Origin of the sequence: Pseudomonas fluorescens, from assembly GCF_018614775.1 — a bacterium.
GTDB classification, from domain to species: Bacteria; Pseudomonadota; Gammaproteobacteria; order Pseudomonadales; family Pseudomonadaceae; genus Aquipseudomonas; species Aquipseudomonas fluorescens_BY.
This window is the reverse complement of the sequence record NZ_JAGGOF010000085.1, coordinates 1-23,838: the sequence shown is the minus strand read 5'-3', so window position 1 is coordinate 23,838 and position 23,838 is coordinate 1. Positions and strand designations below refer to the sequence as shown.

24 protein-coding genes are annotated in these 23,838 nt (G+C 60.3%); 14 read left to right on the top strand and 10 right to left on the bottom strand.

The window, feature by feature from the left end; genetic code table 11:
* Positions 1 to 109 precede the first annotated feature (109 nt).
* From J7E36_RS20145 to trpE, 6 genes are all read left to right on the top strand, one after another.
* Positions 110 to 1,357, top strand: coding sequence for an ABC transporter permease (locus tag J7E36_RS20145; protein ID WP_215006847.1), 1,248 nt, complete (start codon positions 110 to 112; stop codon positions 1,355 to 1,357).
* Positions 1,358 to 1,370: 13 nt separating this feature from the next.
* Positions 1,371 to 2,195 (top strand): ABC transporter permease, encoded by an 825-nt coding sequence (locus J7E36_RS20140; protein WP_215006844.1) that lies wholly within the window; start codon positions 1,371 to 1,373, stop codon positions 2,193 to 2,195.
* Positions 2,196 to 2,397: 202 nt separating this feature from the next.
* Positions 2,398 to 3,546, top strand: a complete 1,149-nt coding sequence (locus J7E36_RS20135; RefSeq protein ID WP_215006841.1) for an iron-containing alcohol dehydrogenase — start codon at positions 2,398 to 2,400, stop codon at positions 3,544 to 3,546.
* Between the two features lie 78 nt (positions 3,547 to 3,624).
* Complete coding sequence (gene rpe / locus J7E36_RS20130) at positions 3,625 to 4,299, top strand: ribulose-phosphate 3-epimerase (RefSeq protein ID WP_215006840.1); 675 nt, start codon at positions 3,625 to 3,627, stop codon at positions 4,297 to 4,299.
* A complete protein-coding gene (locus tag J7E36_RS20125) occupies positions 4,296 to 5,114 on the top strand; it encodes a phosphoglycolate phosphatase (protein ID WP_215006837.1) in 819 nt (272 codons plus the stop codon). Before rpe ends, J7E36_RS20125 begins: the two co-directional genes overlap by 4 nt.
* A 71-nt stretch (positions 5,115 to 5,185) precedes the next feature.
* Positions 5,186 to 6,667, top strand: coding sequence for an anthranilate synthase component I (gene trpE, locus J7E36_RS20120; RefSeq protein WP_215006834.1), 1,482 nt, complete (start codon positions 5,186 to 5,188; stop codon positions 6,665 to 6,667).
* Between the two features lie 141 nt (positions 6,668 to 6,808).
* Here the strand turns inward: trpE and estP are convergent, their stop codons facing one another.
* Positions 6,809 to 8,716: an esterase EstP gene (gene estP, locus J7E36_RS20115; RefSeq protein WP_215006831.1), complete on the bottom strand. Its 1,908-nt coding sequence runs from the start codon at positions 8,714 to 8,716 to the stop codon at positions 6,809 to 6,811.
* A gap of 410 nt (positions 8,717 to 9,126) precedes the next feature.
* On the opposite strand from estP, the gene J7E36_RS20110 reads away from it, so the two are divergent.
* The 4 genes from J7E36_RS20110 to J7E36_RS20095 are packed head-to-tail and all read left to right on the top strand — an operon-like array spanning position 9,127 to position 12,315.
* Entirely contained in the window at positions 9,127 to 9,720 is a 594-nt protein-coding gene (locus J7E36_RS20110; protein ID WP_215006828.1) for an aminodeoxychorismate/anthranilate synthase component II, read from the top strand.
* Between the two features lie 9 nt (positions 9,721 to 9,729).
* Positions 9,730 to 10,779, top strand: coding sequence for an anthranilate phosphoribosyltransferase (trpD, locus tag J7E36_RS20105; protein WP_215006825.1), 1,050 nt, complete (start codon positions 9,730 to 9,732; stop codon positions 10,777 to 10,779).
* Positions 10,776 to 11,612: an indole-3-glycerol phosphate synthase TrpC gene (gene trpC, locus J7E36_RS20100; protein WP_215006822.1), complete on the top strand. Its 837-nt coding sequence runs from the start codon at positions 10,776 to 10,778 to the stop codon at positions 11,610 to 11,612. Before trpD ends, trpC begins: the two co-directional genes overlap by 4 nt.
* A gap of 4 nt (positions 11,613 to 11,616) precedes the next feature.
* Entirely contained in the window at positions 11,617 to 12,315 is a 699-nt protein-coding gene (locus J7E36_RS20095) for a lipoate--protein ligase family protein (protein ID WP_215006819.1), read from the top strand.
* Here J7E36_RS20095 and crp read toward each other — a convergent pair.
* The gene (crp, locus tag J7E36_RS20090; RefSeq protein ID WP_215006816.1) at positions 12,312 to 12,956 is read right to left on the bottom strand and encodes a cAMP-activated global transcriptional regulator CRP; all 645 of its coding nucleotides are present in this window, start codon (positions 12,954 to 12,956) and stop codon (positions 12,312 to 12,314) included. The two genes, J7E36_RS20095 and crp, sit on opposite strands and share 4 nt — an antisense overlap.
* Positions 12,957 to 13,187: 231 nt before the next feature.
* Here crp and J7E36_RS20085 point away from each other — a divergent pair, with 231 nt between their 5' ends.
* Positions 13,188 to 13,610, top strand: coding sequence for an OsmC family protein (locus J7E36_RS20085; RefSeq protein ID WP_215006800.1), 423 nt, complete (start codon positions 13,188 to 13,190; stop codon positions 13,608 to 13,610).
* A gap of 102 nt (positions 13,611 to 13,712) precedes the next feature.
* Here the strand turns inward: J7E36_RS20085 and coq7 are convergent, their stop codons facing one another.
* The 6 genes from coq7 to hemJ all read right to left on the bottom strand — a co-directional run bounded on the left by coq7 (position 13,713) and on the right by hemJ (position 18,157).
* A complete protein-coding gene (gene coq7, locus J7E36_RS20080; RefSeq protein ID WP_215006797.1) occupies positions 13,713 to 14,360 on the bottom strand; it encodes a 2-polyprenyl-3-methyl-6-methoxy-1,4-benzoquinone monooxygenase in 648 nt (215 codons plus the stop codon).
* A 75-nt stretch (positions 14,361 to 14,435) separates the two neighbouring features.
* Entirely contained in the window at positions 14,436 to 14,774 is a 339-nt protein-coding gene (locus J7E36_RS20075) for a histidine triad nucleotide-binding protein (protein WP_042730270.1), read from the bottom strand.
* A gap of 80 nt (positions 14,775 to 14,854) precedes the next feature.
* Complete coding sequence (locus J7E36_RS20070) at positions 14,855 to 15,643, bottom strand: SDR family NAD(P)-dependent oxidoreductase (protein ID WP_215006795.1); 789 nt, start codon at positions 15,641 to 15,643, stop codon at positions 14,855 to 14,857.
* A 62-nt stretch (positions 15,644 to 15,705) separates the two neighbouring features.
* The gene (locus J7E36_RS20065; RefSeq protein WP_215006793.1) at positions 15,706 to 16,671 is read right to left on the bottom strand and encodes a DUF805 domain-containing protein; all 966 of its coding nucleotides are present in this window, start codon (positions 16,669 to 16,671) and stop codon (positions 15,706 to 15,708) included.
* Positions 16,672 to 16,723: 52 nt separating this feature from the next.
* The gene (locus J7E36_RS20060) at positions 16,724 to 17,692 is read right to left on the bottom strand and encodes an NAD(P)H-dependent flavin oxidoreductase (RefSeq protein ID WP_215006791.1); all 969 of its coding nucleotides are present in this window, start codon (positions 17,690 to 17,692) and stop codon (positions 16,724 to 16,726) included.
* Positions 17,693 to 17,725: 33 nt separating this feature from the next.
* Entirely contained in the window at positions 17,726 to 18,157 is a 432-nt protein-coding gene (hemJ, locus tag J7E36_RS20055) for a protoporphyrinogen oxidase HemJ (protein WP_215006790.1), read from the bottom strand.
* Between the two features lie 134 nt (positions 18,158 to 18,291).
* Here hemJ and argC point away from each other — a divergent pair, with 134 nt between their 5' ends.
* On the top strand, positions 18,292 to 19,326 hold the full coding sequence (gene argC, locus J7E36_RS20050) for an N-acetyl-gamma-glutamyl-phosphate reductase (RefSeq protein ID WP_215006788.1): 1,035 nt from the start codon (positions 18,292 to 18,294) through the stop codon (positions 19,324 to 19,326).
* A gap of 141 nt (positions 19,327 to 19,467) precedes the next feature.
* A complete protein-coding gene (erpA, locus tag J7E36_RS20045) occupies positions 19,468 to 19,818 on the top strand; it encodes an iron-sulfur cluster insertion protein ErpA (RefSeq protein WP_003177727.1) in 351 nt (116 codons plus the stop codon).
* A 67-nt stretch (positions 19,819 to 19,885) separates the two neighbouring features.
* Here erpA and J7E36_RS20040 read toward each other — a convergent pair whose 3' ends face one another.
* Both J7E36_RS20040 and J7E36_RS20035 read right to left on the bottom strand, forming a co-directional pair.
* Positions 19,886 to 20,977 (bottom strand): anhydro-N-acetylmuramic acid kinase, encoded by a 1,092-nt coding sequence (locus J7E36_RS20040; RefSeq protein WP_215006786.1) that lies wholly within the window; start codon positions 20,975 to 20,977, stop codon positions 19,886 to 19,888.
* 3 nt (positions 20,978 to 20,980) lie between these two features.
* Complete coding sequence (locus tag J7E36_RS20035) at positions 20,981 to 22,396, bottom strand: peptidoglycan DD-metalloendopeptidase family protein (protein ID WP_215006850.1); 1,416 nt, start codon at positions 22,394 to 22,396, stop codon at positions 20,981 to 20,983.
* A 210-nt stretch (positions 22,397 to 22,606) separates the two neighbouring features.
* On the opposite strand from J7E36_RS20035, the gene tyrS reads away from it, so the two are divergent.
* Positions 22,607 to 23,806: a tyrosine--tRNA ligase gene (gene tyrS, locus J7E36_RS20030; RefSeq protein ID WP_215006784.1), complete on the top strand. Its 1,200-nt coding sequence runs from the start codon at positions 22,607 to 22,609 to the stop codon at positions 23,804 to 23,806.
* The last annotated feature ends 32 nt before the right edge of the window (positions 23,807 to 23,838 follow it).

The following is a 23,838-nucleotide window of genomic DNA, read 5'->3' as shown; positions in this document are numbered from 1 at the left end:
CAGGCTCGCTCCCACAGGATGCACAGTCTCCACAGTCTCGGGTGTTTCAAAAGAACAGAGACGGTACGCCGTCTCTGTAACGATAAAAAAAAGATTTGCGGAGTTCGCCATGGCCATCGCCGTTCCACTGAACGCGGGCACCAGCCCCACCCTGAAGCAACGGCTCAAGCGCGCCGAGCGGGTCAACCGCTGGAAGGCCCAGGCCTTGATCGCGCCACTGGTGTTGTTTCTGTTACTGGTGTTCCTCGTGCCGATCGTGGCGCTGCTGTTCAAAAGCGTCAACAACCCGGAAGTGGTCGGCGCCATGCCGCGCACGGTCGTGGCGGTAGCCGCGTGGGACGGACGTGGTTTGCCGGGCGAGCCAGTGTACAAGGCCGCCAGCGAAGACCTGGCCGAGGCCCGCAAGAATCAGACCCTGGGTGACTTGTCCAAGCGCCTGAACATGGAATCGGCCGGCTATCGCAGCCTGCTGACCAAGACGGCTCGTGCGTTGCCGTTTGCCACCGAGCCGACCTCGTATAAAGAAGCCTTGGAAAACCTCGACGAACGCTGGGGCGACCCGGCGTACTGGCAGGTGATCCGTCGTAACACCAGCAACGTCACCCCCTATTACCTGCTGGCGGCCGTCGATCACCGCATCGACGACCTCGGCGAACTGGCCCCGGCCACCCCGGACCAGGCGATCTACCTCGATATCTTCGCCCGTACCTTCTGGATGGGCTTGATCATCACCGCGATCTGCCTGGTGCTGGCCTATCCACTGGCCTACCTGCTGGCGAACCTGCCATCGCGTCAGAGCAACCTGTTGATGATTCTGGTGCTGCTGCCGTTCTGGACCTCGATCCTGGTGCGGGTGGCAGCGTGGATCGTGCTGCTGCAGTCGGGTGGGCTGATCAACAGCGGCCTGATGGCCATGGGCATCATCGATAAACCCCTGGAGCTGGTGTTCAACCGCACGGGTGTCTACATCTCCATGGTCCACATTCTGCTGCCGTTCATGATCCTGCCGATCTACAGCGTGATGAAGGGCATCTCGCCCACCTACATGCGGGCGGCGATTTCCCTGGGCTGCCATCCGTTCGCCAGTTTCTGGCGGGTGTACTTCCCGCAGACCTATGCCGGTGTCGGTGCCGGTTGCCTGTTGGTGTTCATCCTCGCCATCGGCTACTACATCACCCCGGCGCTGCTGGGCAGCCCGAACGACCAGATGGTCAGCTACTTCGTCGCGTTCTACACCAACACCAGCATCAACTGGGGCATGGCCACGGCGCTCGGCGGGCTGCTGTTGCTGGCGACCATCGTGCTTTATCTGATTTACAGCTGGCTGGTGGGCGCCAGTCGCCTGCGCCTGAGCTAAGGGGAGATTGAAAATGGTGAGTCCTTACATGTCCCCCGTCGAACGGGTGTGGTTCTACTGCTTGCGCACACTCTGCGGGCTGATCCTGCTGTTCCTGATCCTGCCGGTGCTGGTGATCATTCCACTGTCGTTCAATTCCGGCAGTTTCCTGGTCTACCCGCTGCAAGGCTTTTCGCTGCAGTGGTACCACGATTTCTTCGCCTCGGCTGAATGGATGCGGGCGCTGAAGAACAGCATCATCGTGGCGCCGGCGGCGACATTCCTGGCGATGGTCTTCGGCACGCTGGCGGCAATCGGCCTGACCCGCGGTGATTTCCCGGGCAAGGCCCTGGTGATGGCCCTGGTGATTTCACCGATGGTGGTGCCGGTGGTGATCATCGGTGTCGCCAGCTACCTCTTCTTCGCGCCGCTGGGGATGGGCAACAGTTTCGTCTCGCTGATCGTGGTCCACGCCGTGCTTGGCGTGCCGTTTGTCATCATCACGGTGTCGGCGACGTTGCAGGGTTTCAACCACAACCTGGTCCGGGCTGCGGCCAGCCTGGGGGCTTCGCCATTGACCGCGTTTCGTCGGGTAACCCTGCCGTTGATCGCCCCGGGCGTGATCTCCGGTGCGCTGTTCGCCTTCGCGACATCGTTCGATGAAGTGGTGGTGACCCTGTTCCTCGCCGGTCCCGAGCAGGCCACCCTGCCGCGACAGATGTTCAGCGGCATCCGCGAAAACCTCAGCCCCACGATTGCGGCTGCGGCGACGCTGCTGATCGCCTTCTCGGTGATCCTGCTGCTGACGCTGGAGTGGCTGCGTGGGCGCAGCGAGAAACTGCGTACCACCCAAGTGTAAGGTCGCAAATCGGCCCATGTGGGAGCGAGCCTGCTCGCGACAGCGGTCTGTCTGACACATCCATGGTGAATGTGCCACCGCCATCGCGAGCAGGCTCGCTCCCACAGATCCGTTGCTGGTCGCATTCACGAGCTGAATGGCAGACAACCCCCAATACCGAGCTATTCTTGTGCCAGCCATACTCGAACAAGAGGCCGCGCACATGAGTCTTTCCTCATTCAAGATCGCCCACAAACTGATCACCGGCGCCGCTGCCATCGAGCAGCTGGCAGCCGAGCTGACGCGGCTGGATGTCGATAATCCGCTGATCGTGACCGATGCCGCACTGGTCAAGTCTGGCACGGTGGAGCTGGCCCTGCAGCACTTGGGTGGGCGCGACTACGAGATTTTCGACCGGGTCCTGCCGGACCCGGAAATCGCCATCGTCGAGGATTGCATGCAGGCCTATCGCGCCGGTGGTCATGACGGCCTGATCGGCCTGGGCGGCGGCAGCGCCATCGACATCGCCAAGTGCGTGGGCGTCTACGCCGGTTACCACGGTGAATTGCAGGATATGTTCGGGGTCGATCAGGTACCGCGCAAAGGTCCGCCGATGATCGCCATTCCGACCACGGCCGGGACGGGGTCGGAAGTCACCAACGTGGCGATCCTCTCCGACAAGGCCGCCCAACTGAAGAAAGGCATCGTCAGTGATTTCCTGCTGCCGGACGTGGCGCTGGTCAGTCCGCAAATGACCCTCACGTGCCCTCCCAGCGTCACGGCGTCCAGCGGTGTCGATGCGCTGGTGCATGCCATCGAGGCCTACCTGTCGCTCAATGCGTCGCCGATCACCGACGCCCTGGCCATTGGCGCCGTCAAACTGATCACCCGCGCCTTGCCCAAGGCCTACGCCAACCCCGTGCACCTGCAAGCCCGCGAGGACATGGCCACTGCCAGCCTGATGGCCGGCATGGCCTTCGGCAATGCCGGGGTCGGCGCCGTGCATGCGCTGGCCTATCCGCTGGGCGGGCGTTTTCACATCTCCCACGGTGTTGCCAATGCGCTGTTGCTGCCGTACGTCATGGCGTGGAACAAGATGGCCTGCGTCGAGCGCATGCGTGACATTGCCGAGGCCATGGGCATCAAGACTGCCCACCTGAGCGATCTCGAAGCGGCCGACGAGGCCGTGGAAGCCATGGTTGCGCTGTGTGCGGCGGTGGAAATTCCCCGTGGCATGAGTGGCCTGGGCGTGACCGAGGACGTGATCCCGTCCATGGCCGTGGAAGCTGCCGGGATCGAGCGGCTGATGCGCAACAACCCGCGCAAACTCAGCGCCGCGGACATCGAGAAGATCTATCGCGCGGCGTATTGATCGACGGTCGCGGTGGGCGCGTCAAAGCTTGCGGTATACAATGCGCGCCATCGTGATTTCGCTCAAAACAGGTGCGTCATGCAGCCCTTCGCTATTGCTCCGTCGATCCTCTCCGCCGATTTTGCCCGCCTGGGCGAGGAAGTGGACAACGTTCTGGCCGCTGGGGCCGACATCGTCCACTTCGATGTCATGGACAATCACTACGTGCCCAACCTGACCATCGGCCCGATGGTCTGCGCGGCGCTGCGCAAGTATGGCGTCACCGCGCCCATTGACGCGCACCTGATGGTCAGCCCGGTGGACCGCATCGTCGGCGACTTCATCGAGGCCGGTGCCACCTACATCACCTTCCACCCGGAAGCCACGCAGCACATCGACCGTTCCCTGCAATTGATCCGCGAAGGCGGTTGCAAGGCCGGCCTGGTGTTCAACCCGGCAACGCCGCTGGACGTGCTCAAGTACGTGATGGACAAGGTCGACATGATCCTGCTCATGAGCGTCAACCCGGGCTTCGGCGGACAGAAATTCATCCCCGGCACCCTCGACAAGCTGCGTGAAGCCCGTGCGCTGATCGATGCCTCGGGGCGTGAGATCCGCCTGGAAATCGACGGTGGCGTGAACGTGAGCAACATTCGCGAAATCGCCGCGGCCGGCGCCGACACGTTCGTTGCAGGCTCGGCCATCTTCAATGCACCGGACTACAAAGAGGTCATCGAAAAGATGCGCGCTGAACTGGCCCTGGCACGCCCATGAGCGGTTTCGAGCAGCTGTTCCCCGGCAGCCTGCCGCGTCTGGTGATGTTCGACCTCGATGGTACGTTGGTCGATTCGGTCCCGGACCTCGCAGCGGCGGTGGACACCATGTTGCTCAAGCTCGGGCGTCCGCCGGCCGGCCTTGACGCGGTGCGCCATTGGGTCGGCAACGGCGCGCCCATGCTGGTGCGCCGGGCCCTGGCCAACGACATCGAGGCCGAAGGTGTCGATGAAGCCGAGGCCGAGCGCGCGCTGGAACTGTTCAACGAAGCCTATGAAGGCAATCACTCGTTGACGGTGGTCTACCCTGGCGTGCGCTCGACCCTCAAGTGGCTGCAAAAGCAAGGCGTGGAGATGGCGCTCATCACCAACAAGCCGGAACGCTTCGTCGCGCCGCTGCTGGACCAGATGAAAATCGGTCGCTACTTCCGCTGGATCATCGGCGGGGATACCTTGCCGCAGAAGAAGCCTGACCCGGCTGCGCTGTTTTTCGTCATGAAGATGGCTAATATCCCGGCCTCCCAATCGTTGTTCGTCGGCGACTCGCGCAGCGATGTACTGGCGGCGAAAGCGGCGGGGGTCAAATGCGTGGCACTGAGTTATGGCTACAACCATGGCCGGCCCATCGCCGAAGAGTTTCCTGCGTTGGTGATCGACGATTTGCGCTTGTTAATTCCCGGTTGCCTGGACCCGGCCGCTGAGATAACGTTGCCCGACGCTGTTCAATCCTCTTCTGGAAACGCCATCGTGGTGGTCACTCGCAAACTCTGGATGAAAGTCATCAAGGCCCTGGCCCGCTGGCGTTGGCGCGCCTGACGTGATCCTGGCCGGTTATCCGGCGCGTTTGCATACCTGACTGTCAGCTCCTCATGCCACGAGGCACCCTCATGATCCGCGAAGAATTCCTGCGTCTAGCCGCTGCCGGCTACAACCGCATCCCGCTTGCCTGCGAAACCCTGGCCGACTTCGACACTCCGCTGTCGATCTACCTCAAGCTGGCCGACCAGCCCAACTCTTATCTGCTCGAATCGGTGCAGGGTGGCGAGAAATGGGGCCGTTATTCCATCATCGGCCTGCCGTGCCGCACGGTATTGCGGGTTCACGACCATCGCATCAGCGTGACCCATGATGGCGTCGAGATCGAAAGCCTCGAAGTCGAAGATCCGCTGGCCTTTGTCGAAACCTTCAAGGCCCGCTACAACGTGCCGACCATCCCCGGCCTGCCGCGTTTCAACGGTGGCCTGGTGGGTTACTTCGGCTACGACTGCGTGCGCTATGTGGAAAAGCGCCTCGGTACCTGTCCGAACCCCGATCCATTGGGCGTGCCGGACATTTTGCTGATGGTGTCCGACGCCGTCGTCGTCTTCGACAACCTCGCCGGCAAGATGCACGCCATCGTCCTGGCCGATCCGTCCCGGGAAGATGCCTACGAGCAAGGTCAGAAAAGCCTGCAAGCGCTGTTGGAAAAGCTCCGCCAGCCGATCACCCCGCGCCCTGGCCTGGATTTCAGCAAACAGTCGGCGGCCGACCCGGTGTTCCGTTCAAGCTTCACCCAGGACGACTACGAACGGGCCGTCGATACCATCAAGGAGTACATCCTGGCCGGTGACTGCATGCAGGTCGTGCCGTCGCAACGGATGTCCATCGACTTCAAGGCGGCGCCCATCGACCTGTACCGGGCGCTGCGTTGCTTCAATCCGACGCCCTACATGTACTTTTTCAATTTCGGCGACTTCCATGTGGTGGGCAGTTCGCCGGAAGTGCTGGTACGGGTCGAAGACAACCTGATCACCGTGCGGCCCATCGCTGGTACGCGTCCTCGTGGTGCAACCGAGGAAGCCGACCGTGCGCTGGAAGAGGACTTGCTGTCGGACGCCAAGGAAATCGCCGAGCATTTGATGTTGATCGACCTGGGGCGCAATGACACCGGGCGGGTTTCGGAGGTCGGTTCGGTGAAACTCACCGAGAAGATGGTCATCGAGCGCTATTCCAACGTGATGCACATCGTCTCCAACGTTACCGGCCAACTGAAAGCCGGGCTGACGGCGATGGACGCCTTGCGGGCAATCCTGCCGGCGGGCACCTTGTCCGGCGCGCCGAAAATCCGTGCGATGGAGATCATCGACGAACTGGAGCCGGTCAAGCGCGGTGTGTACGGCGGGGCGGTGGGTTATTTCGCCTGGAACGGCAACATGGACACCGCCATTGCCATCCGCACGGCGGTGATCAAGAACGGTGAGCTGCACGTGCAGGCTGGCGGCGGCATCGTCGCCGACTCGGTGCCAGCTCTGGAATGGGAAGAAACCCTGAACAAGCGCCGGGCGATGTTCCGCGCCGTGGCGCTGGCCGAGCAGACGCCGAGAGACTGAAGCCCTTCAGTACCCGTGGCGAGGGGCACTCAACCAATGTGGAAGCGAGCCTGCTCGCGATAGCGGTCTTCCATTCAATGTCGATATTGACTGGATTGGCCTCATCGCGAGCAGGCTCGCTCCCACAGGATTTTCCAACCATCAGAAATCCAGGCTGACCCCCAGGCTTACCCCTTGCTGGGTCATGTCATCATCCTTGCGCAACGTATAACTGCCGCGCAGCGCCAGGTCGTTGGTCAACTTGTGGCTGACCCCCAGGCTCAGGCGGTTCAGGTGGCTCTGCGGCGTGTAGCCTTCAAGCGTGAAGTCGTTGGCCGGCAGACTGTTGAGGGCGATATTCACCTTCTGCGTGTCGTCTTCATATTCACGTTCGTGGGCATATTCGCCAAACACCTGGGTCTGGCGGGTGAAGTTGTATTTACCCTGCAAGCCAATCCCCAGGCGTTTCGAGTCGCGGGTCTGGTCGTCGAAAGTCAGGGCGGTGGAGCGATTGCTCTTCTCCGAATAACCGTCGACTTCCACCTTCGCATAGTCGGCGCTGATAAACGGTGACAGGTGCCATTCACTGCCTGGCTGGGCGATGTCATAGCCCACGCGGGTGCTGAATGCCCACAGATGACCGTCGGTATCGCCTTTCTCCTGCGCTTCGTTGACGCCCAGGTCGAACTTGCGCTCCAGGCTGTCGTAGTCGAGCTTGCCACCGGTCAGTGCAGCGTCGGCCCACCAGCGGTTCTGCTGGAACTGGGCGAAAGCGGTCGCCAGGTAGCTGTTGAGTTTGTAGTTCGAATCGTTATGGCCTGCGTCCATGTCCTGGCGGTAGAGGCCCGCCGCCACGCCGACTCGCCACGCTTCGTTGAGGCGATAACTGCCGCCTACGTTCAGGCTGTAGCTGCTGCCGTCGGCACTGGCGCCGCTGCTTTGGCTGTCAACGTCCAGATGTTGGCCGCCACCGGCAACGATCGCTCGCCACTGGCCGACCGCCTGCCAGTTCTCCCAATCCGATTGCCATTGGCTGCGCAACTCATCCTGGTGGGCGCGCAGGGGCGAATGAGCCATTTCCGGCAGCATCGTCAGCTCCCAAGGCGCCGCGAGCAGGGAATAGGCGTAATCGGCGATCAGCTTCTGCCCGGCCTCTGTGGGGTGGACGGCGTCGTTGTAGATCAGTTTGCTGGGGTCAGGGGTGGCGCTGTTGATGCCATAGGTAGCGTTTTCCGTGCAGCCGTTGCCACTGAAGCAGGTCGCGGTGAGGTTCTCGCCGCTAGCGAGGCCGAATCGTGCCGGGTCGGCGAAACTTTCCTTCAGCAAAAGTGGAATGTTCAATGGAATGATTTCGGCGTCGATGCCTTGCAGTCGCGTGATCAACTGTTGGTTGAACTGATTGCCCAGTTGCGAAAAGGTGTCTTGCAGAGGGCCACCGTTGAGTGCCGGGGTCAGGCCCAGGTCGGGTAGCAGCCAGACCATCACATAGCGGGCACCGGCCGTTTGCAGCACCTGGACGCTGTCAGCCAGACGATCTGCGGCAGCGTTCGCCTGTGCAGTGTTCAGTACCCGGCCTTGAAGGAAATCGTTGCCGCCGCCGGAAAGGTAGTACAGCGCATTCGGGTCGGCCCGCAGGCCATTGGACTGCAGGTAGCCGGGACGGCTGCGCTCGCCAGTGTCGGATACACCGGTAATCGATTCGAGGATCTGGTCGGTACGATAACCGCCCACCGCCCAGTTGTTGCCGTCAGCCAGGCCCGCGTCGGCGCGTACCGCCGAGGTGGAGGCAGCGGTTTCGTCAGCGGAATAACCCAGGCGCCCACCGAGCAATTGGGTTGAGTTGGCGGAATAGCTTTCCCCGCTGCCGCCGTGATAGTTCGGCCCGGTGCGGTTGGTATAACGCTCGGTGGAGCCGGGCGGGCCGTTCGGGTCGGCAAACTGGCCGGCGTCGTTGAGGCTGTCGCCGAATACAATGAACTTGGAATAGGGGTTGGGAGCGGCGCTCGCCTGGGCGCAGGCCATCGCCAGCAGACAGCTGGCAATCGGTACGAACAACTTCTGTTTGATCATGGGAAAGTCCGTTTTTATCTTATTGTTGTTTGAAAACGAAACGACAGTACCAAAAACTCCCGGCGTTTTGCCATCTGTCCGGAGCGCTGCGATTGTTTCAAAGCCCTTCAGGGTCCGTCATATTGCGTGCTCCGCCCAGCTAAGCTACTGTGCCGGGACGTATGAACGAGACTTCCCCTGTGTCGATTGTCAGCAAACTTCTGGATCAAATGATCAAGGCACACGCCCGCTGGCGTTGGCGCGCCTGAACATTCTCCGCCGGCCATGCCGGACCTGTACCGATTTGCCTTCTTTACCCGCTTGAAAGCCGCTTCGCCGGGGCATCACCTACCCTGCCAAGCGCAGCATCGCGCGGGTCACTCCCCGAAGGCTGTACTTAAAGTCAGTGAATTCAATAGGTTGCTTACACCATGTTGCTGATGATCGATAACTACGACTCTTTTACCTACAACGTTGTGCAGTACCTTGGCGAGCTGGGCTCCGAGGTCAAGGTCGTGCGCAACGACGAATTGACCATCGCCGAAATCGAGGCCCTCAAGCCTGAACGTATCGTTGTCTCTCCCGGTCCGTGTACGCCGACCGAAGCGGGCATTTCCCTCGAGGCCATCAGGTATTTTGCCGGCAAGCTGCCGATCCTCGGCGTCTGCCTGGGGCATCAGTCGATCGGCCAGGCATTCGGTGGCGATGTAGTGCGCGCCCGACAAGTCATGCACGGTAAGACTAGCCCGGTATTCCACGAGGACAAGGGCGTATTCGAAGGGCTCAATCGGCCGCTGACCGTCACCCGTTATCACTCGCTGATCGTCAAGCGTGAAACCTTGCCTGACTGCCTGGAGCTGACGGCCTGGACCCAGCTTGAAGACGGTTCGGTAGATGAAATCATGGGGCTGCGACACAAGACGTTAAATATCGAAGGTGTGCAATTTCATCCCGAGTCTATTCTCACCGAGCAGGGCCACGAGCTGTTCGCCAACTTCCTTAAACAATCCGGCGGCACGCGCTAAGGACTTTTCATGGATATCAAGACAGCCCTGAGCCGTATCGTCGGCCATCTCGACCTGAGCACCGATGAGATGCGCGACGTGATGCGCGAAATCATGACCGGACAATGCTCGGATGCCCAGATCGGCGCGTTCATGATGGCCATGCGCATGAAGAGCGAGAGCATCGACGAGATCGTCGGCGCCGTATCGGTCATGCGCGAACTCGCCGACAAGGTCGAACTCAAGACCCTGGATGGCGTGGTTGATGTGGTGGGCACCGGCGGTGACGGCGCCAATATCTTCAACGTTTCCACCGCCTCGGCGTTTGTCGTCGCGGCGGCCGGCTGCACCGTTGCCAAGCATGGCAACCGCGCTGTGTCAGGCAAGAGCGGCAGCGCCGACCTGCTTGAGGCGGCCGGCATCTACCTGAACCTGACGCCGGTCCAGGTGGCACGCTGCATCGATAATGTGGGCATCGGTTTCATGTTTGCCCAGACCCACCACAGTGCCATGAAGCACGCCGCGGCGCCTCGTCGCGACCTGGGCCTGCGCACGCTGTTCAATATGCTCGGCCCGCTTACGAATCCGGCCGGCGTCAGACATCAGGTGGTCGGTGTGTTCAGTCAGGCGCTGTGCCGGCCGTTGGCTGAGGTGCTGCAGCGCCTGGGCAGCAAGCACGTCCTGGTGGTCCATTCGAAGGATGGCCTGGACGAGTTCAGCCTGGCGGCCCCCACGTTCGTGGCCGAACTGAAAAATGATCAGATCAACGAGTATTGGGTCGAACCTGAGGACCTGGGCATGAAGAGCCAGAGCTTGCACGGCCTGGCGGTCGATGGGCCGGCCCAATCCCTGGAGCTGATCCGCGATGCCTTGGGGCGCCGCAAGACCGAGAACGGCCAGAAAGCCGCCGAAATGATTGTCCTCAATGCCGGCGCTGCGTTGTACGCGGCGGATCACGCCAGCAGCCTCAAGCAAGGCGTGGAGCTGGCCCATGATGCGTTGCACACCGGCCTGGCGAGGGAAAAGCTCGAAGAGTTGGGTGCATTTACCGCTGTATTCAAAGTGGAGAATGAAGGATGAGCGTGCCAACGGTTCTGGAAAATATTCTGGCTCGCAAGGCTGAAGAAGTGGCCGAGCGCCGCGCCCGGGTCAGTCTCGCCGAGCTGGAGAGCCTGGCGCATTCAGCGGATGCGCCGCGGGGCTTCGCCCAGGCACTGATCAATCAGGCCAAGAAGAAGCAGCCGGCGGTGATTGCCGAAATCAAGAAGGCCTCCCCAAGCAAGGGCGTGATTCGTGAACACTTCGTCCCGGCCGACATCGCCAGGAGCTACGAGAAGGGCGGCGCGACCTGCCTCTCGGTACTGACTGACGTCGACTTTTTCCAAGGGGCCGACGAGTATCTGAAGCAGGCGCGGGCGGCCTGCAAGCTGCCGGTGATCCGCAAGGATTTCATGATCGACCCCTATCAGATCATCGAGGCGCGTGCGCTGGGCGCCGACTGCGTGCTATTGATCGTTTCCGCGCTGGATGATGTGAAGATGGCCGAGCTGGCGGCCGTCGCCAAAGGCGTGGGCCTGGACGTGCTGGTGGAAGTCCACGACGGCGACGAATTGGAGCGAGCCTTGAAAACCCTCGATACCAGACTGGTCGGTGTGAACAACCGCAACCTGCACACGTTTGAGGTCAGCCTGGAAACCACCCTCGACCTGCTGCCGCGCATCCCGCGCGATCGACTGGTCATCACCGAAAGCGGCATCCTCAACCGGGCCGATGTCGAGCTGATGGAAGTCAGCGATGTGTATTCGTTCCTGGTGGGTGAAGCGTTCATGCGCGCCGAAAGCCCAGGCACCGAGCTGCAGCGTCTGTTCTTCCCAGAGCGTGGTCTCCCGGTGAGCGGTTCGACACTGGACTGATCCCATGTCGCCCGTGATCTCCCTGACCGTCGAAGCCGGCCTGCAAGCCGAACAGGACCTGCTCGCCAGCGTTTGCGCGGGCGATGCAGAATTCGGACTGTTGTTCTGGCAGCCCAATGACCGAGCGTTGGTGATGCCACGCCGCTTGAGTCGCCTGCCTGGGTTCGAACACGCCAGTGGGGTATCGGCCGCCGATGGCTGGCCGGTATTGCTGCGTGAAACCGGCGGTGAACCGGTGCCGCAGTCGTCCGCTACGGTCAATATCGCCTTGGTCTATGCACCACCGCGCAGCGAAGGTGATCATGGGCGGATCGAAACCGCCTATCGCCGGCTATGCGAGCCCATTTGCCAATTGCTGAATGAATTGGGCGGCGTGGCTTCGCTGGGCGAGGTGGAAGGGGCTTTTTGCGACGGTCGATTCAACGTCAACCTCGACGGTCGGAAAATGGTCGGCACCGCCCAGCGCTGGCGTCAGAGCAAAGGCGGCCAACGTCCGGTGGGGCTGGTTCATGGCGCGCTACTGCTGGAGAACGAGCGCGAATCCATGGTAGCGGCGGTCAATCGCTTCAATGAGGCCTGTGGCCTGGAGCAGCGCGTGCGTGCCGGAAGCCACATTGCCTTGCATGAAAAATTCACGGCGCCTCATACGTTGGAACGGCTCGATGCGTTGTACCGAGAGTTGTTGATTGCGCTGCCGGCTTAACGGGTTCCGTACACCACCATGGTCTTGCCCTTGACGTCGACCAGGTTGCGCTCTTCCAGGTCCTTGAGCACACGCCCGACCATCTCACGGGAACAGCCGACGATCCGCCCGATTTCCTGGCGGGTCACCTTGATTTGCATGCCGTCCGGGTGGGTCATCGCATCGGGCTGCTTGCACAATTCCAGCAGACAGCGTGCAACACGTCCGGTCACGTCGAAAAAGGCCAGGTCGCCGACCTTGCGGGTGGTATTGCGCAGGCGCTGTGCGATCTGTCCGCTGAGGACGTAAAGAATGTCCGGGTCTTGCAGGGACAGTTCCCGGAATTTGGCATAGCTGATTTCCGCCACTTCACATTCGATCTTGGTCCGCACCCAGGCACTGCGTTGCTGTTCCTTGCCTGCCTGTTCGAACAACCCCAGCTCGCCGAAAAAATCCCCGGAATTGAGATAGGCGATGATCATTTCCCGACCGTCATCGTCTTCGATCAGAATTGTGACCGATCCCTTGGTGATGAAGAACAGCGTGTCGGAACGATCCCCCGCGCAAATGATGTTGTGCTTGGCTGGGTAGCGGCGACGCTGACAATGCATCAAGAGCTTATCAAGGTTCTTGATCTTCAACGTGGGAGTAATGGCAACCATGGTTGTGTCCCGAAAAACTGCGCGGTGTGGAGTTGGTTTTTTTATGGCGCGATGGCGATCGCTGAGAGCTGGCAATGAGCCAGCGAGGTGGCGCCAGCTTAACAGAGGCGTTTCAAATTGATTCGAGAATTTACCTACATACGTAGTTGTCAGGCGACGTAAGGCAAAAGCAGCCATTGCAAAGGGCTGTGCTAAGCTGGCGACCCTTTTTTAGACAGTGGAGTCTTGGCGATGAAGGCACGCATCCAATGGGCTGGCGAAGCCATGTTCCTCGGTGAGTCGGGCAGTGGTCACGTGGTCGTCATGGACGGCCCGCCAGATGCTGGTGGTCGGAACCTGGGCGTTCGGCCGATGGAAATGCTCCTGTTGGGCGTAGGCGGGTGCAGCAACTTCGATGTGGTCAGCATTCTCAAGAAGTCGCGCCAGGCTGTCGAAAGCTGCGAAGCTTTCCTGGAAGCAGAGCGGGCCACGGAAGATCCGAAAGTGTTCACCAGGATCCACATGCATTTCGTGGTGAAAGGGCGAGCCCTGAAGGAAGCCCAGGTCAAGCGCGCCATCGAGTTGTCCGCCGAAAAATACTGCTCGGCGTCCATCATGCTTGGCGACGCGGGTGTCGAGATTACCCACGATTATGAAATCATCGAGTTGGGTTGAATCGCGTCTACAACATGGACACGTGGTTCCGTCTTTGAGGCTCGCTGAATCCATCGTGGCGAGGGAGGAGCAAGCTCTCTCACCACGAAGTCAGCGGCTTCGTCAGATCCGGTAAGTGCTCTTGGTCATGACTTTGGCCAGCAGGCTCATGCCAAATTTCACCGGGGCCGGAAAGCGGAAGCCGCCGGCTTCGAGCGCACTTTCGGCATGGTGTTCTTCATCCGCGCGCATCTGCTCCAGAATCGCCCGGGACTTTTCATCCTCGGCCGGGAGTTGCTCCAGATGGTCATTCAGGTGCTTGCACACTTGATGCTCGGTCGCCGCAACGAAGCCGAGGCTGACTTTGTCGCTGATCAGGCCGGCCACGGCCCCAATCCCGAATGACATGCCGTAGAACAGCGGATTCAGGACGCTGGTATGGCTGCCCAGCTGGCGGATGCGTTGTTCACACCAGGCCAGATGGTCGACTTCTTCTTCGGCGGCGTGCTCCATGGCCTCGCGCACCCGGGGCAGCTTCGCGGTCAGCGCCTGGCCCTGGTACAGCGCCTGGGCGCAGACTTCTCCAGTGTGGTTGATTCGCATGAGGCCAGCCACGTGACGGGTCTGCTCGTCACTGAGTTGCACGTCCGGCTGCACGATAGCCGGTGACGGGCGATACGGCTGGCCACTGAAGGGCAACAGCGTGCGCATCGCGGTATCGGCTTGCAGCAGCAGGCGGTCAATCGGCGAGTAATGACGTTGGGTAGTCATGCGTACCTCCGGGTAAAATCACAGCGGCCAGTTTACCCCAATCGGCCGCTGAAGATTTGCGTTGGGTCAGGGCTATCAACCCGGCGGCCAGTTCATCTGGCGTTGCCCCAGCACATGCATATGAATGTGATAGACAGTCTGCCCACCGAGTTCATTGCAATTCATCACCACGCGGAAACCTTCCTCGCAGCCCAGTTCCAGTGCCAGGCGTTGGGCCGTGAACAGGATATGCCCGGCCAGGCCTTTGTCTGCTTCGGTCAGGTCGTTGAGGGTGCGGATCGGTTTTTTCGGGATGACCAGGAAATGCACCGGTGCTTGCGGCGCGATGTCATGGAAGGCCAGGACCTGGTCGTCCTCGTAAATGATCTTCGCCGGAATCTCCCGGTTGATGATCTTGGTAAACAGAGTATCCACAGCTGTTTCTCCATTGGGTTAGTCGAGGTCGAGTGTACTGAAGGCTCGATTGGTGAGCCTGGGTTTTTACGTCGAGGCTGTCAGCGCGGGCAATGGGTTTTATTGCACCGGCCGGCGAGGGTCCTGACCAGCCAGCGCGAGCCCAGTCGCGGCAGCGCGGCCAGCCAGCGGTTACGCCGTCCCGGGATAATGATGGCGGTGTTCCGGTCCAGTGCGCGCACTGCGTATAGCGCAACCTCTTCCGGACTCATCAGTCGTTTACTGTGGCTGAGTGTTTGTTCGTCCATTTGCGCCCGGGCGAAAAAACCGGTCCGGGTCGGGCCTGGGCAGAGCACCGAGACCTTGATCGCACATTTCTTCAGCTCGACCCGCAAGGCTTCGGAGAAGTGCAGCACATAGGCCTTGCTGGCGTGATAAGTGCTCATCCAGGGCCCGGGTTGGAACGCGGCGATCGATGCGACATTCAGGATCTGGCCGCCCCCTTGCAGTGCCATGCTGTTACCAACCGCGTGACAGAGACGTGTCAGGGCAAGGATGTTGACTTCGATCAGGTCCTGCTCTGTCATCCAGTCCTGGCCCAGGAACGGGCCGCAGGTGCCTATGCCGGCGCAATTGATCAGTAAATCGATCTGCCGCTCGCCTTCTTCCAGTTCCAGCAGAAAACCCGAAAGCCTCAGCGGTTCTCCCAGGTCACACGCCCGGAACAGCACTTCTACCCCAAAGCGCTGGGTCAGTTCGATTGCGATACCTTCCAGCTGATCGCGCTGCCGGGCCACCAGTATCAGGTTGCGGCCGCGCCGGGCCAGCGCTTCGGCCATGGCAAGGCCAATGCCGCTGGAAGCGCCAGTGATCAGAGCGTAACGGGTCATGCAGTTCTCCATCGCGACAGCCCGCCGCCAGTGGACTGGGCTGTCACCGGTACGAAGCGCGCTTATTGTTCCTCTTGTTCCTCTTCATAGTCTACAGAAGGTGGGGCGGGCTCGGCTGCCTCTGCGGCGGGTTCTGCGCTGGTATCGTCGCTGGACTCGCTGCTTTCGTAGCTGCTCAGGGAGCCGCTGTTGTAATCCTCGGAAAGGCTGCTGAAAGCGCCCGCCACTGCGCCGACGATGATCAGAACGATCAGGACGACCCATAGCCAGGAAAGAACCTTGACCGCCTTGCTGTTGGGCGGCGGCGGCGGGCCATAGCGATTGGCACCGTCATTGCCGGGCGTGCAGAGGAGCACCAGGGGGAAGACGCTGTTTACGAACGGTACCAGGTTGAGCAACCACAGCCACCCGGACCAACCAATGTCATGCAGGCGCTGGACGCTGAACTGGATGCTTACAAAGGCGAAGCAGAGAAAGACGACTCCGCCCACCAGCCCGCCGATGATCATTGCGGCCAACGAGCTTGAGTCGAAGAGCCACGATAGGCCGAACCAGAAGGCCACACCGACGACAGGCAACATGGCCAACGTCAGGACCATGGTCCAGGCCAGGTACCGCAGGCGGCCGATACGCCCTTCAAAGCTGAAGGGCTTGAGGGTGCTGTAGGCGGGGAGGTTCTCTCCAACGTGGGCTCGGGGGGGCGCATACGGAGACACAGGGTCGATACCTGAATCCGGATGGCGTGCGCTTTGTTGGGGCGACTCGTGCACTTCACCGAGATCCAACTCAAGCGCAGGTTCGGCCTCTATCCGGGCATCGATCCCGCTTTTGTTGAGCGCTTCGAGGTACTTCTGCGCTTCGCTTTGGGACAGATTGCTTTTAAGCGCGACCTTGCGACCACTGAACAGACGCTCGATGGCACTGACATCGCTTTTGAACAGCTCGGCAAGGTTGAGTTTGGCGGTGGTGGTATCGACGCCCGGCATCAGGGCTCCGTCGAATACGATGTTGAAACGGGTTTCGCTCATGCCCGGCATCCTTGTCTCTAATGGTTATGCAGCTTTTATTGATCAGGTCAGTTCAGCGCGGCCATTGCCCGCCAAGCTGGGCCGCCCGGGTTTGCGCCTGGCGGTATTCTTCATCGAGGCGTGCCACCAGTTGATCGACGCTGGGTAGATCATCGATCTCACCCACGCCCTGGCCCGCGGACCACACGGTTTTCCAGGCCTTGGCTTCATCGTTCAGCGGTTTGAGCTTCGAGCCAGAATCCACCTCGCCTTTACCTTGCAGGGCAGCAAGGTCGAAGCCGGCGTTTTCCAGGCTCTGTCGCATGAAACTGGCAGGCACCCCTGACACCGCAGGAGTATGCACGATGTCGGCGGCTCTGGATGTGAGCAACATCTCTTTATAAGCGTCGGGCGCGTCGCTTTCGCGAGTACCGATAAAGCGCGTGCCGAAGTAGGCCAGGTCCGCACCGAGCAATTGGGCGGCCAGAATCTGATGGCCGTGGTTCAGGCATCCCGCAAGCAGCACGGTCTTGTCGAAGAACTGACGGATCTCGGCGACCAGCGAGAACGGGCTCCAGGTCCCGGCGTGACCGCCTGCGCCGGCCGCTACGGCGATCAGGCCATCGACACCGGCTTCGGCGGCTTTCTCGGCGTGACGTCGGGTGGTCACGTCGTGAAATACCAGGCCGCCATAGCTGTGGACCGCGTCTACCAGCTCTTTCACGGCGCCCAGGCTGGTGATGACAATCGGCACCTTGTGTTCGATGCAGATGGCCTGGTCGGCCTGAAGTCGCGGATTGCTGTGATGAACGATCAGGTTGACGGCGTAGGGTGCCGGATTTTCCAAGCCCTTCAGGCCCGCTTCGATTTCCTCCAGCCAGGCCTTGAAACCACTGCTTTCGCGCTGGTTCAGCGCCGGAAAACTACCGACGATACCGTTGCGGCAACAAGCCAGGACCAGTTGCGGATTGGAAATCAGGAACATCGGTGCCGCCACGACGGGCAGGCGCAGGCGTTGTTCAAGCAGAGCGGGCAGCGACATGAACGTACTCCGGATAAGTATGCCGATTGGAGGTTAGAACGGCCGAACCACGACCAGAATGACAATAGCCAGCAATATCAGAACCGGTACTTCATTGAACCAGCGATAAAAGACATGGCTGCGGGTATTTTCGCCACGGGCAAAGCGTTTCACCTGAGCGCCGCACATATGGTGATAGCCGATAAGCAGCGCGACCAACGTCAGCTTGGCGTGCATCCAGCCACCTTGGCTGAAGTAGGCACCGGCGTTGAGGCTGAGCAACCAGATGCCGAACACCAGGGTGGCAATCATCGCCGGTCCCATGATGCCGCGATACAGCTTGCGCTCCATCACGCTGAAGCGTTCCTTGCTCACGCTGTCTTCGCTTTGGGCGTGATAGACGAACAGGCGAGGCAAGTAGAACAGCCCTGCGAACCAGCAGACCATGCTGACGATGTGAAGCGCTTTGAGCCACAGATAGAGCATTTTGAGTTATTCCCAGATTCACGGTAGCCCGATAGTAGAGGTAGGAGGCGCCCCACGTCATCTTGGCGGTTGTCGCCGCGTCGCGTGGCCCCTATCATCGACGGCTTTCCAGTGGGTTCGTTGAGGGCAGGTCTATGGTCAAGGTCGGTATCGTCGGCGGCACGGGTTACACCGGTGTCGAACTGCTGCGTCTGTTGGCACAGCATCCGCAAGCTGAGGTGGTCGTCATCACTTCGCGATCCGAGGCTGGCCTGGCTGTCGCCGACCTGTATCCGAACCTGCGAGGCCACTACGATGGCCTGGCCTTCAGCGTTCCGGACATCAAGACCCTCGGCGCCTGCGACGTGGTGTTCTTCGCCACGCCTCACGGTGTCGCCCATGCCCTGGCGGGTGAGCTGCTGGCCGCTGGCACCAAGGTCATCGATCTGTCGGCGGACTTCCGCCTGCAGGACGCAGACGAATGGGCCAAGTGGTACGGCCAGCCTCATGGCGCGCCGGAACTGCTCGACGAAGCCGTTTATGGGCTACCGGAAGTCAACCGCGAGAAAATCAAGCAGGCACGACTGATCGCGGTGCCGGGTTGCTATCCGACGGCGACGCAGTTGGGCTTCCTGCCGTTGCTCGAGGCGGGCCTTGCCGATGCTTCGCGTCTGATCGCTGACTGCAAATCCGGCGTCAGTGGTGCCGGGCGCGGTGCCAGCGTCGGCTCGCTGTATTCCGAGACGTCGGAAAGCATGAAGGCCTACGCTGTCAAAGGTCACCGTCACCTGCCGGAAATTCGCCAGGGGTTGCGTCGTGCAGCGGGCAAGGACGTCGGCCTGACCTTCGTACCGCACCTGACTCCGATGATTCGCGGCATCCACTCGACGCTTTACGCCACCGTTGTGGATCGCTCGGTAGACTTGCAGGCGTTGTTCGAAAAGCGCTATGCCAACGAACCGTTCGTCGACGTGATGTCCGCCGGCAGTCATCCGGAAACCCGCAGTGTACGCGGCGCGAACGTTTGCCGGATTGCCGTGCACCGGCCGCAGGACGGTGACCTGGTAGTGGTGTTGTCGGTCATCGATAACCTGGTCAAGGGCGCGTCCGGCCAGGCGGTACAGAACATGAACATTCTGTTTGGGCTGGATGAGCGTTTGGGGTTGTCCCATGCGGGGATGCTGCCTTAACAGCCGTCATAAGCTGCAAGCTTGCAGCTTATGACTTGTAGCTTGCCGCTGCTCCTCAAATAGTTGACCAATTTTGTCGGAGAAGCGGATAATGCCTGCCATTACGCATTATGGCGGCGTCAACGCCGGGAGATATTCAGCATGAGCGTCGAAACCTTCACCCCCACGGCTTTGCAATTTACCCACGGTGCCGCGCACAAGGTAAAGAGCCTGGTCGATGAAGAGGGCAATGATCGTTTGAAGCTGCGCGTGTTCGTAACGGGCGGCGGTTGTTCTGGGTTTCAGTACGGTTTCACTTTCGATGAGGAAGTGGCCGAGGACGACACCATCGTTGAGCGCGAAGGGGTCAGTCTGGTGGTTGACCCAATGAGCTTCCAATACCTGGCAGGTGCGGAGGTGGATTATCAGGAAGGCCTGGAAGGGTCGCGTTTCGTGATCAAGAACCCTAACGCCACCACGACCTGCGGTTGCGGCTCTTCGTTCTCGATCTGATCGCTTCAATAAAAACGCCGCAGTGCCTTACGGTCCTGCGGCGTTTTGTTGTTCGGGATTATTGGATTCAGGCGGGATAGATGGCGCCGAGCATGCGCAAGCCACGGGCGCCAGTCACGCTTGGACGATTCCCTGGGATGCCCTGAAGGCAGCAATGGGCCAGCCAGGCGAAAGCCATGGCTTCAACCCAGTCCGGATCTACGCCATACACAGCCGTACTGCTGACGTTGGCACCCGGCAGCAAATGGGCCAGGCGCTTCATGAGTGTCTGGTTATGCGCACCACCCCCACAGACCAACAGTTCCTGGGTCTGCGACTGGGCGTGTCGCAGTGAGTCGACGATGGTCACCGCGGTCAGTTCGAGCAGCGTGGCCTGCACGTTCTCTGGCGTGAAGGCCGGCAGGTGCGACAGGTGCCGGGTCAGCCAGGGCAAGTTGAAGACCTCACGCCCGGTACTTTTAGGCCCCTTGGTCACAAAGAAAGGATCGTTGAGCAGCGCCTTCAGCAAGGCTGGCTCGACGTTGCCACTGGCTGCCCATTGGCCGTCGCGATCAAAGTGTTCGCCCTTTTGCTGATGTATCCAGGCATCGAGCAACACATTGCCTGGGCCGCAATCGAAACCGGCTACGGGAATTCCTGGCTCTATCAGGCTGAGATTGCTGAAGCCGCCGACGTTCAACACAGCGCGCTTGCCGGCTCGTGCTTCAAACAGCGCTTCGTGAAACGCGGGAACCAGAGGTGCGCCTTGGCCGCCAGCGGCGACATCGCGGCTGCGGAAGTCGCTGACGACGGTGGTGCCGGTCAATTCACTCAGCAGTGCCGGATTGCCGATCTGCACGGTAAAGCCCCGAGCAGGCTCGTGACGAATCGTCTGGCCATGGCTGCCAATCGCCGTTATGTCTTCGGGCTTGAGATCCTGTTCGTTGAGCAAGGTGTGGATGCCTTGGGCGGCCAATCGTACCCAGTTTTGCTGGGCGATGGCCGAACGGGCGATCTCATCGGGCCCGCTGCTGCACAAGTCGAGCAATTCAGCCCGCAGGAGCGCTGGCATGGGGATGTAATGCGTGGCGATCAGTTTAATCGTCGGGGTCAGTTCAATCAGCGCGATATCCAGGCCATCAAGGCTGGTCCCGGACATCACGCCGATATAGAGCGCCATGATTCAGCGCTTGCTCGAGGCGAGCAGGGTGGCTTTCTCTTGATCCATACGTGCCATCAGCGGTTGGCTTTGAGCCAGGAAACGGGCGCGTTCGGATTTGGCGATCGGATCGGCCATCGGCAGCTTCTGCCCAAGCGGGTCGACGTGAACGCCATTGACCTGGAATTCATAGTGCAGGTGTGGGCCGGTGGACAGGCCAGTGGTGCCGATGTACCCGATCACTTGGCCCTGCTTGACGGTGCCCCCGGTCTTCACGCCTTTGGCGAAGCCTTGCATGTGGCCGTACAGCGTGCGGTAAGTGTTGCCGTGCTGGATGATCACGGTATTGCCATAGCCGCCGCGGCGTCCGGCCAACAATACTTTGCCGTCGCCAGCAGCCTTGATGGGCGTGCCACGGGGAGCGGCATAGTCGACGCCTTTGTGGGCGCGGATCTTGTTCAGGATCGGGTGTTTGCGACCAGCGGAGAACTTGGAACTGATACGGGCGAAATCAACCGGCGTACGGATGAAGGCCTTGCGCATGCTGTTACCGTCGGCGGTGTAATAGCTGCTGTTGCCTTGTTTGTTGGTGTAGCGCACCGCAGTGTAGGTCTTGCCGCGGTTGGTAAAGCGGGCGGACAGAATCGGGCCATTGCCGACGCTTTTGCCGTTGACCACCTTCTGCTCATAGATGATGTCGAACTCATCGCCCTGGCGAATATCCTGGGCGAAGTCGATGTCGTAGCCAAATACGCTGGCCATGTCCATGGTCAGGCTATGGGATAAGCCGGCACGTGCTGCCGACTGCGACAATGAGCTGTTGATCACGCCATGAACGTAGGCCGAGCGAACGGTGGGTTTGGCTGTGACGCGGTTGAATACATAGCCCTTGTCATGCTTGGTCAGGGTGATGCTTTCCAGGTCGCTCAATCGGGTGTGCAGATTGTTCAGCTGGCCATCTGGATTGAGCTCGAACTCGAGTTTCTGGCCGCGCTGTAGTTGAGTGAACTGCTTGGCTTGCTTGTCGTTCGCCAGGATTTCGTGGACCGATGTCGAAGGCAGGCCAACTTTCTCGAAGAGGGTGGAGAGGGTGTCGCCCTTGGCAACAATCACTTCGCGATGGTCCGGTCCTTTCTTTTCTCCGGCGGCAGGAAGGGCTGCCTCGGCCGTCTCGGTAGCGTCTTCGGAGCTGTTTTCAATCTGCGCAAAAGGCGAGGAAGCCGGTTCGTTTGTGGCTTGGACGGCTTCGGTGGCGTCTTGTTCTTGTGTCAGTTGTTCAGCAGGGCTTTCCAGTTCAAGGCTCAGCGTCGTCTTTTTGGCTTCCACATCACTGGAGGGGAACACCAGGAGCGCCAGACTAAGGAGGGCGGCGATGCCACTTGCAGCGAGCAGGTGGGTCTTCGGGTAAAGCGGTGGCGCTTTAGACGGTTCGGTGGTCATAGGTAATTTGACTTTTGAAAAGATGAATTGGAAAAGATGAATGACATGATGAAGATGAAATAACTGTATAAAATATAACCAAATCCCCTGCGAAGCAAGCCCGCGGACGCTCTGCCTGCGGATTGGTGTCCGCGCGCCGGGCAAACCTTGTATTTGGTGCGCGATCTTGTATGGTTGGGGCCCTTTGAATCTGAGCCTTGCGGGTCTGTTATGAAGTCGGTTGAAGAGCAGCTAGCGCTGATCAAACGTGGTGCGGAAGAACTGTTGGTCGAGTCCGAGCTGATCGAAAAGCTCAAGCGCGGGCAGCCGCTGCGTATCAAGGCCGGTTTCGACCCGACGGCGCCTGATCTGCACCTGGGGCACACCGTGCTTATTAATAAGCTGCGCCAGTTCCAGGACCTGGGGCACCAGGTCATCTTTCTCATAGGCGACTTCACCGGGATGATCGGCGATCCGAGTGGCAAGAGCGCTACGCGTCCGCCGCTGACCCGTGAGCAGGTGCTCGAGAATGCCGAGACCTACAAGACCCAGGTGTTCAAGATCCTTGATCCAGCAAAGACCGAGGTGGCGTTCAACTCCACCTGGATGGATCAGATGGGGCCGGCGGATTTCATCCGTCTGACTTCCCAGTACACCGTGGCGCGAATGCTCGAGCGCGATGACTTCGACAAGCGCTACACCACCAATCAGCCAATCGCCATTCATGAGTTTCTCTATCCGCTTGTGCAGGGGTATGACTCTGTCGCGTTGCGGGCCGACGTTGAATTGGGCGGTACGGACCAGAAGTTCAACCTGTTGATGGGGCGTGAGCTGCAGCGCGGTTACGGCCAGGAAGCCCAGTGCATCCTGACGATGCCGTTGCTGGAAGGTCTCGATGGCGTGAAGAAAATGTCCAAGTCGTTGGGCAACTACGTCGGTATCCAGGAAGCGCCGGGTGTCATGTACGGCAAGCTGGTCTCCATTCCGGACTCATTGATGTGGCGTTACTTCGAATTGCTGAGCTTTCGCTCCATGGACGAGATCAATGCGTTCCGCGCAGATGTTGAGGCGGGCGCCAATCCGCGGGACATCAAGATCAAGCTGGCTGAAGAAATCGTTGCGCGTTTCCATGGCGAAGAAGCTGCGGCCAATGCTCATCGCGCTGCGGGCAACCGCATGAGGGATGGCGAGTTGCCGGATGATCTGCCGGAGATCGAGCTGACGGCTGCCGAGGATATGCCGATCGCGGCGGTGCTTAATAAAGCAGGTCTGGTCAAGAACGCAGCAGTGGCGCGCGACCTGCTGGGCTCGGGTGGTGTGCGTATAGATGGTGAGGTGGTGGATCGCGCCTATATATATAAGCTGGGATCTACTCATGTGTGTCAGGCTGGCAAGAAGGCTTTCGCGCGTATCACGTTGAAATCCGAATAAAGCTGAAATTAGGTGTTGACGGCAAATTCCAG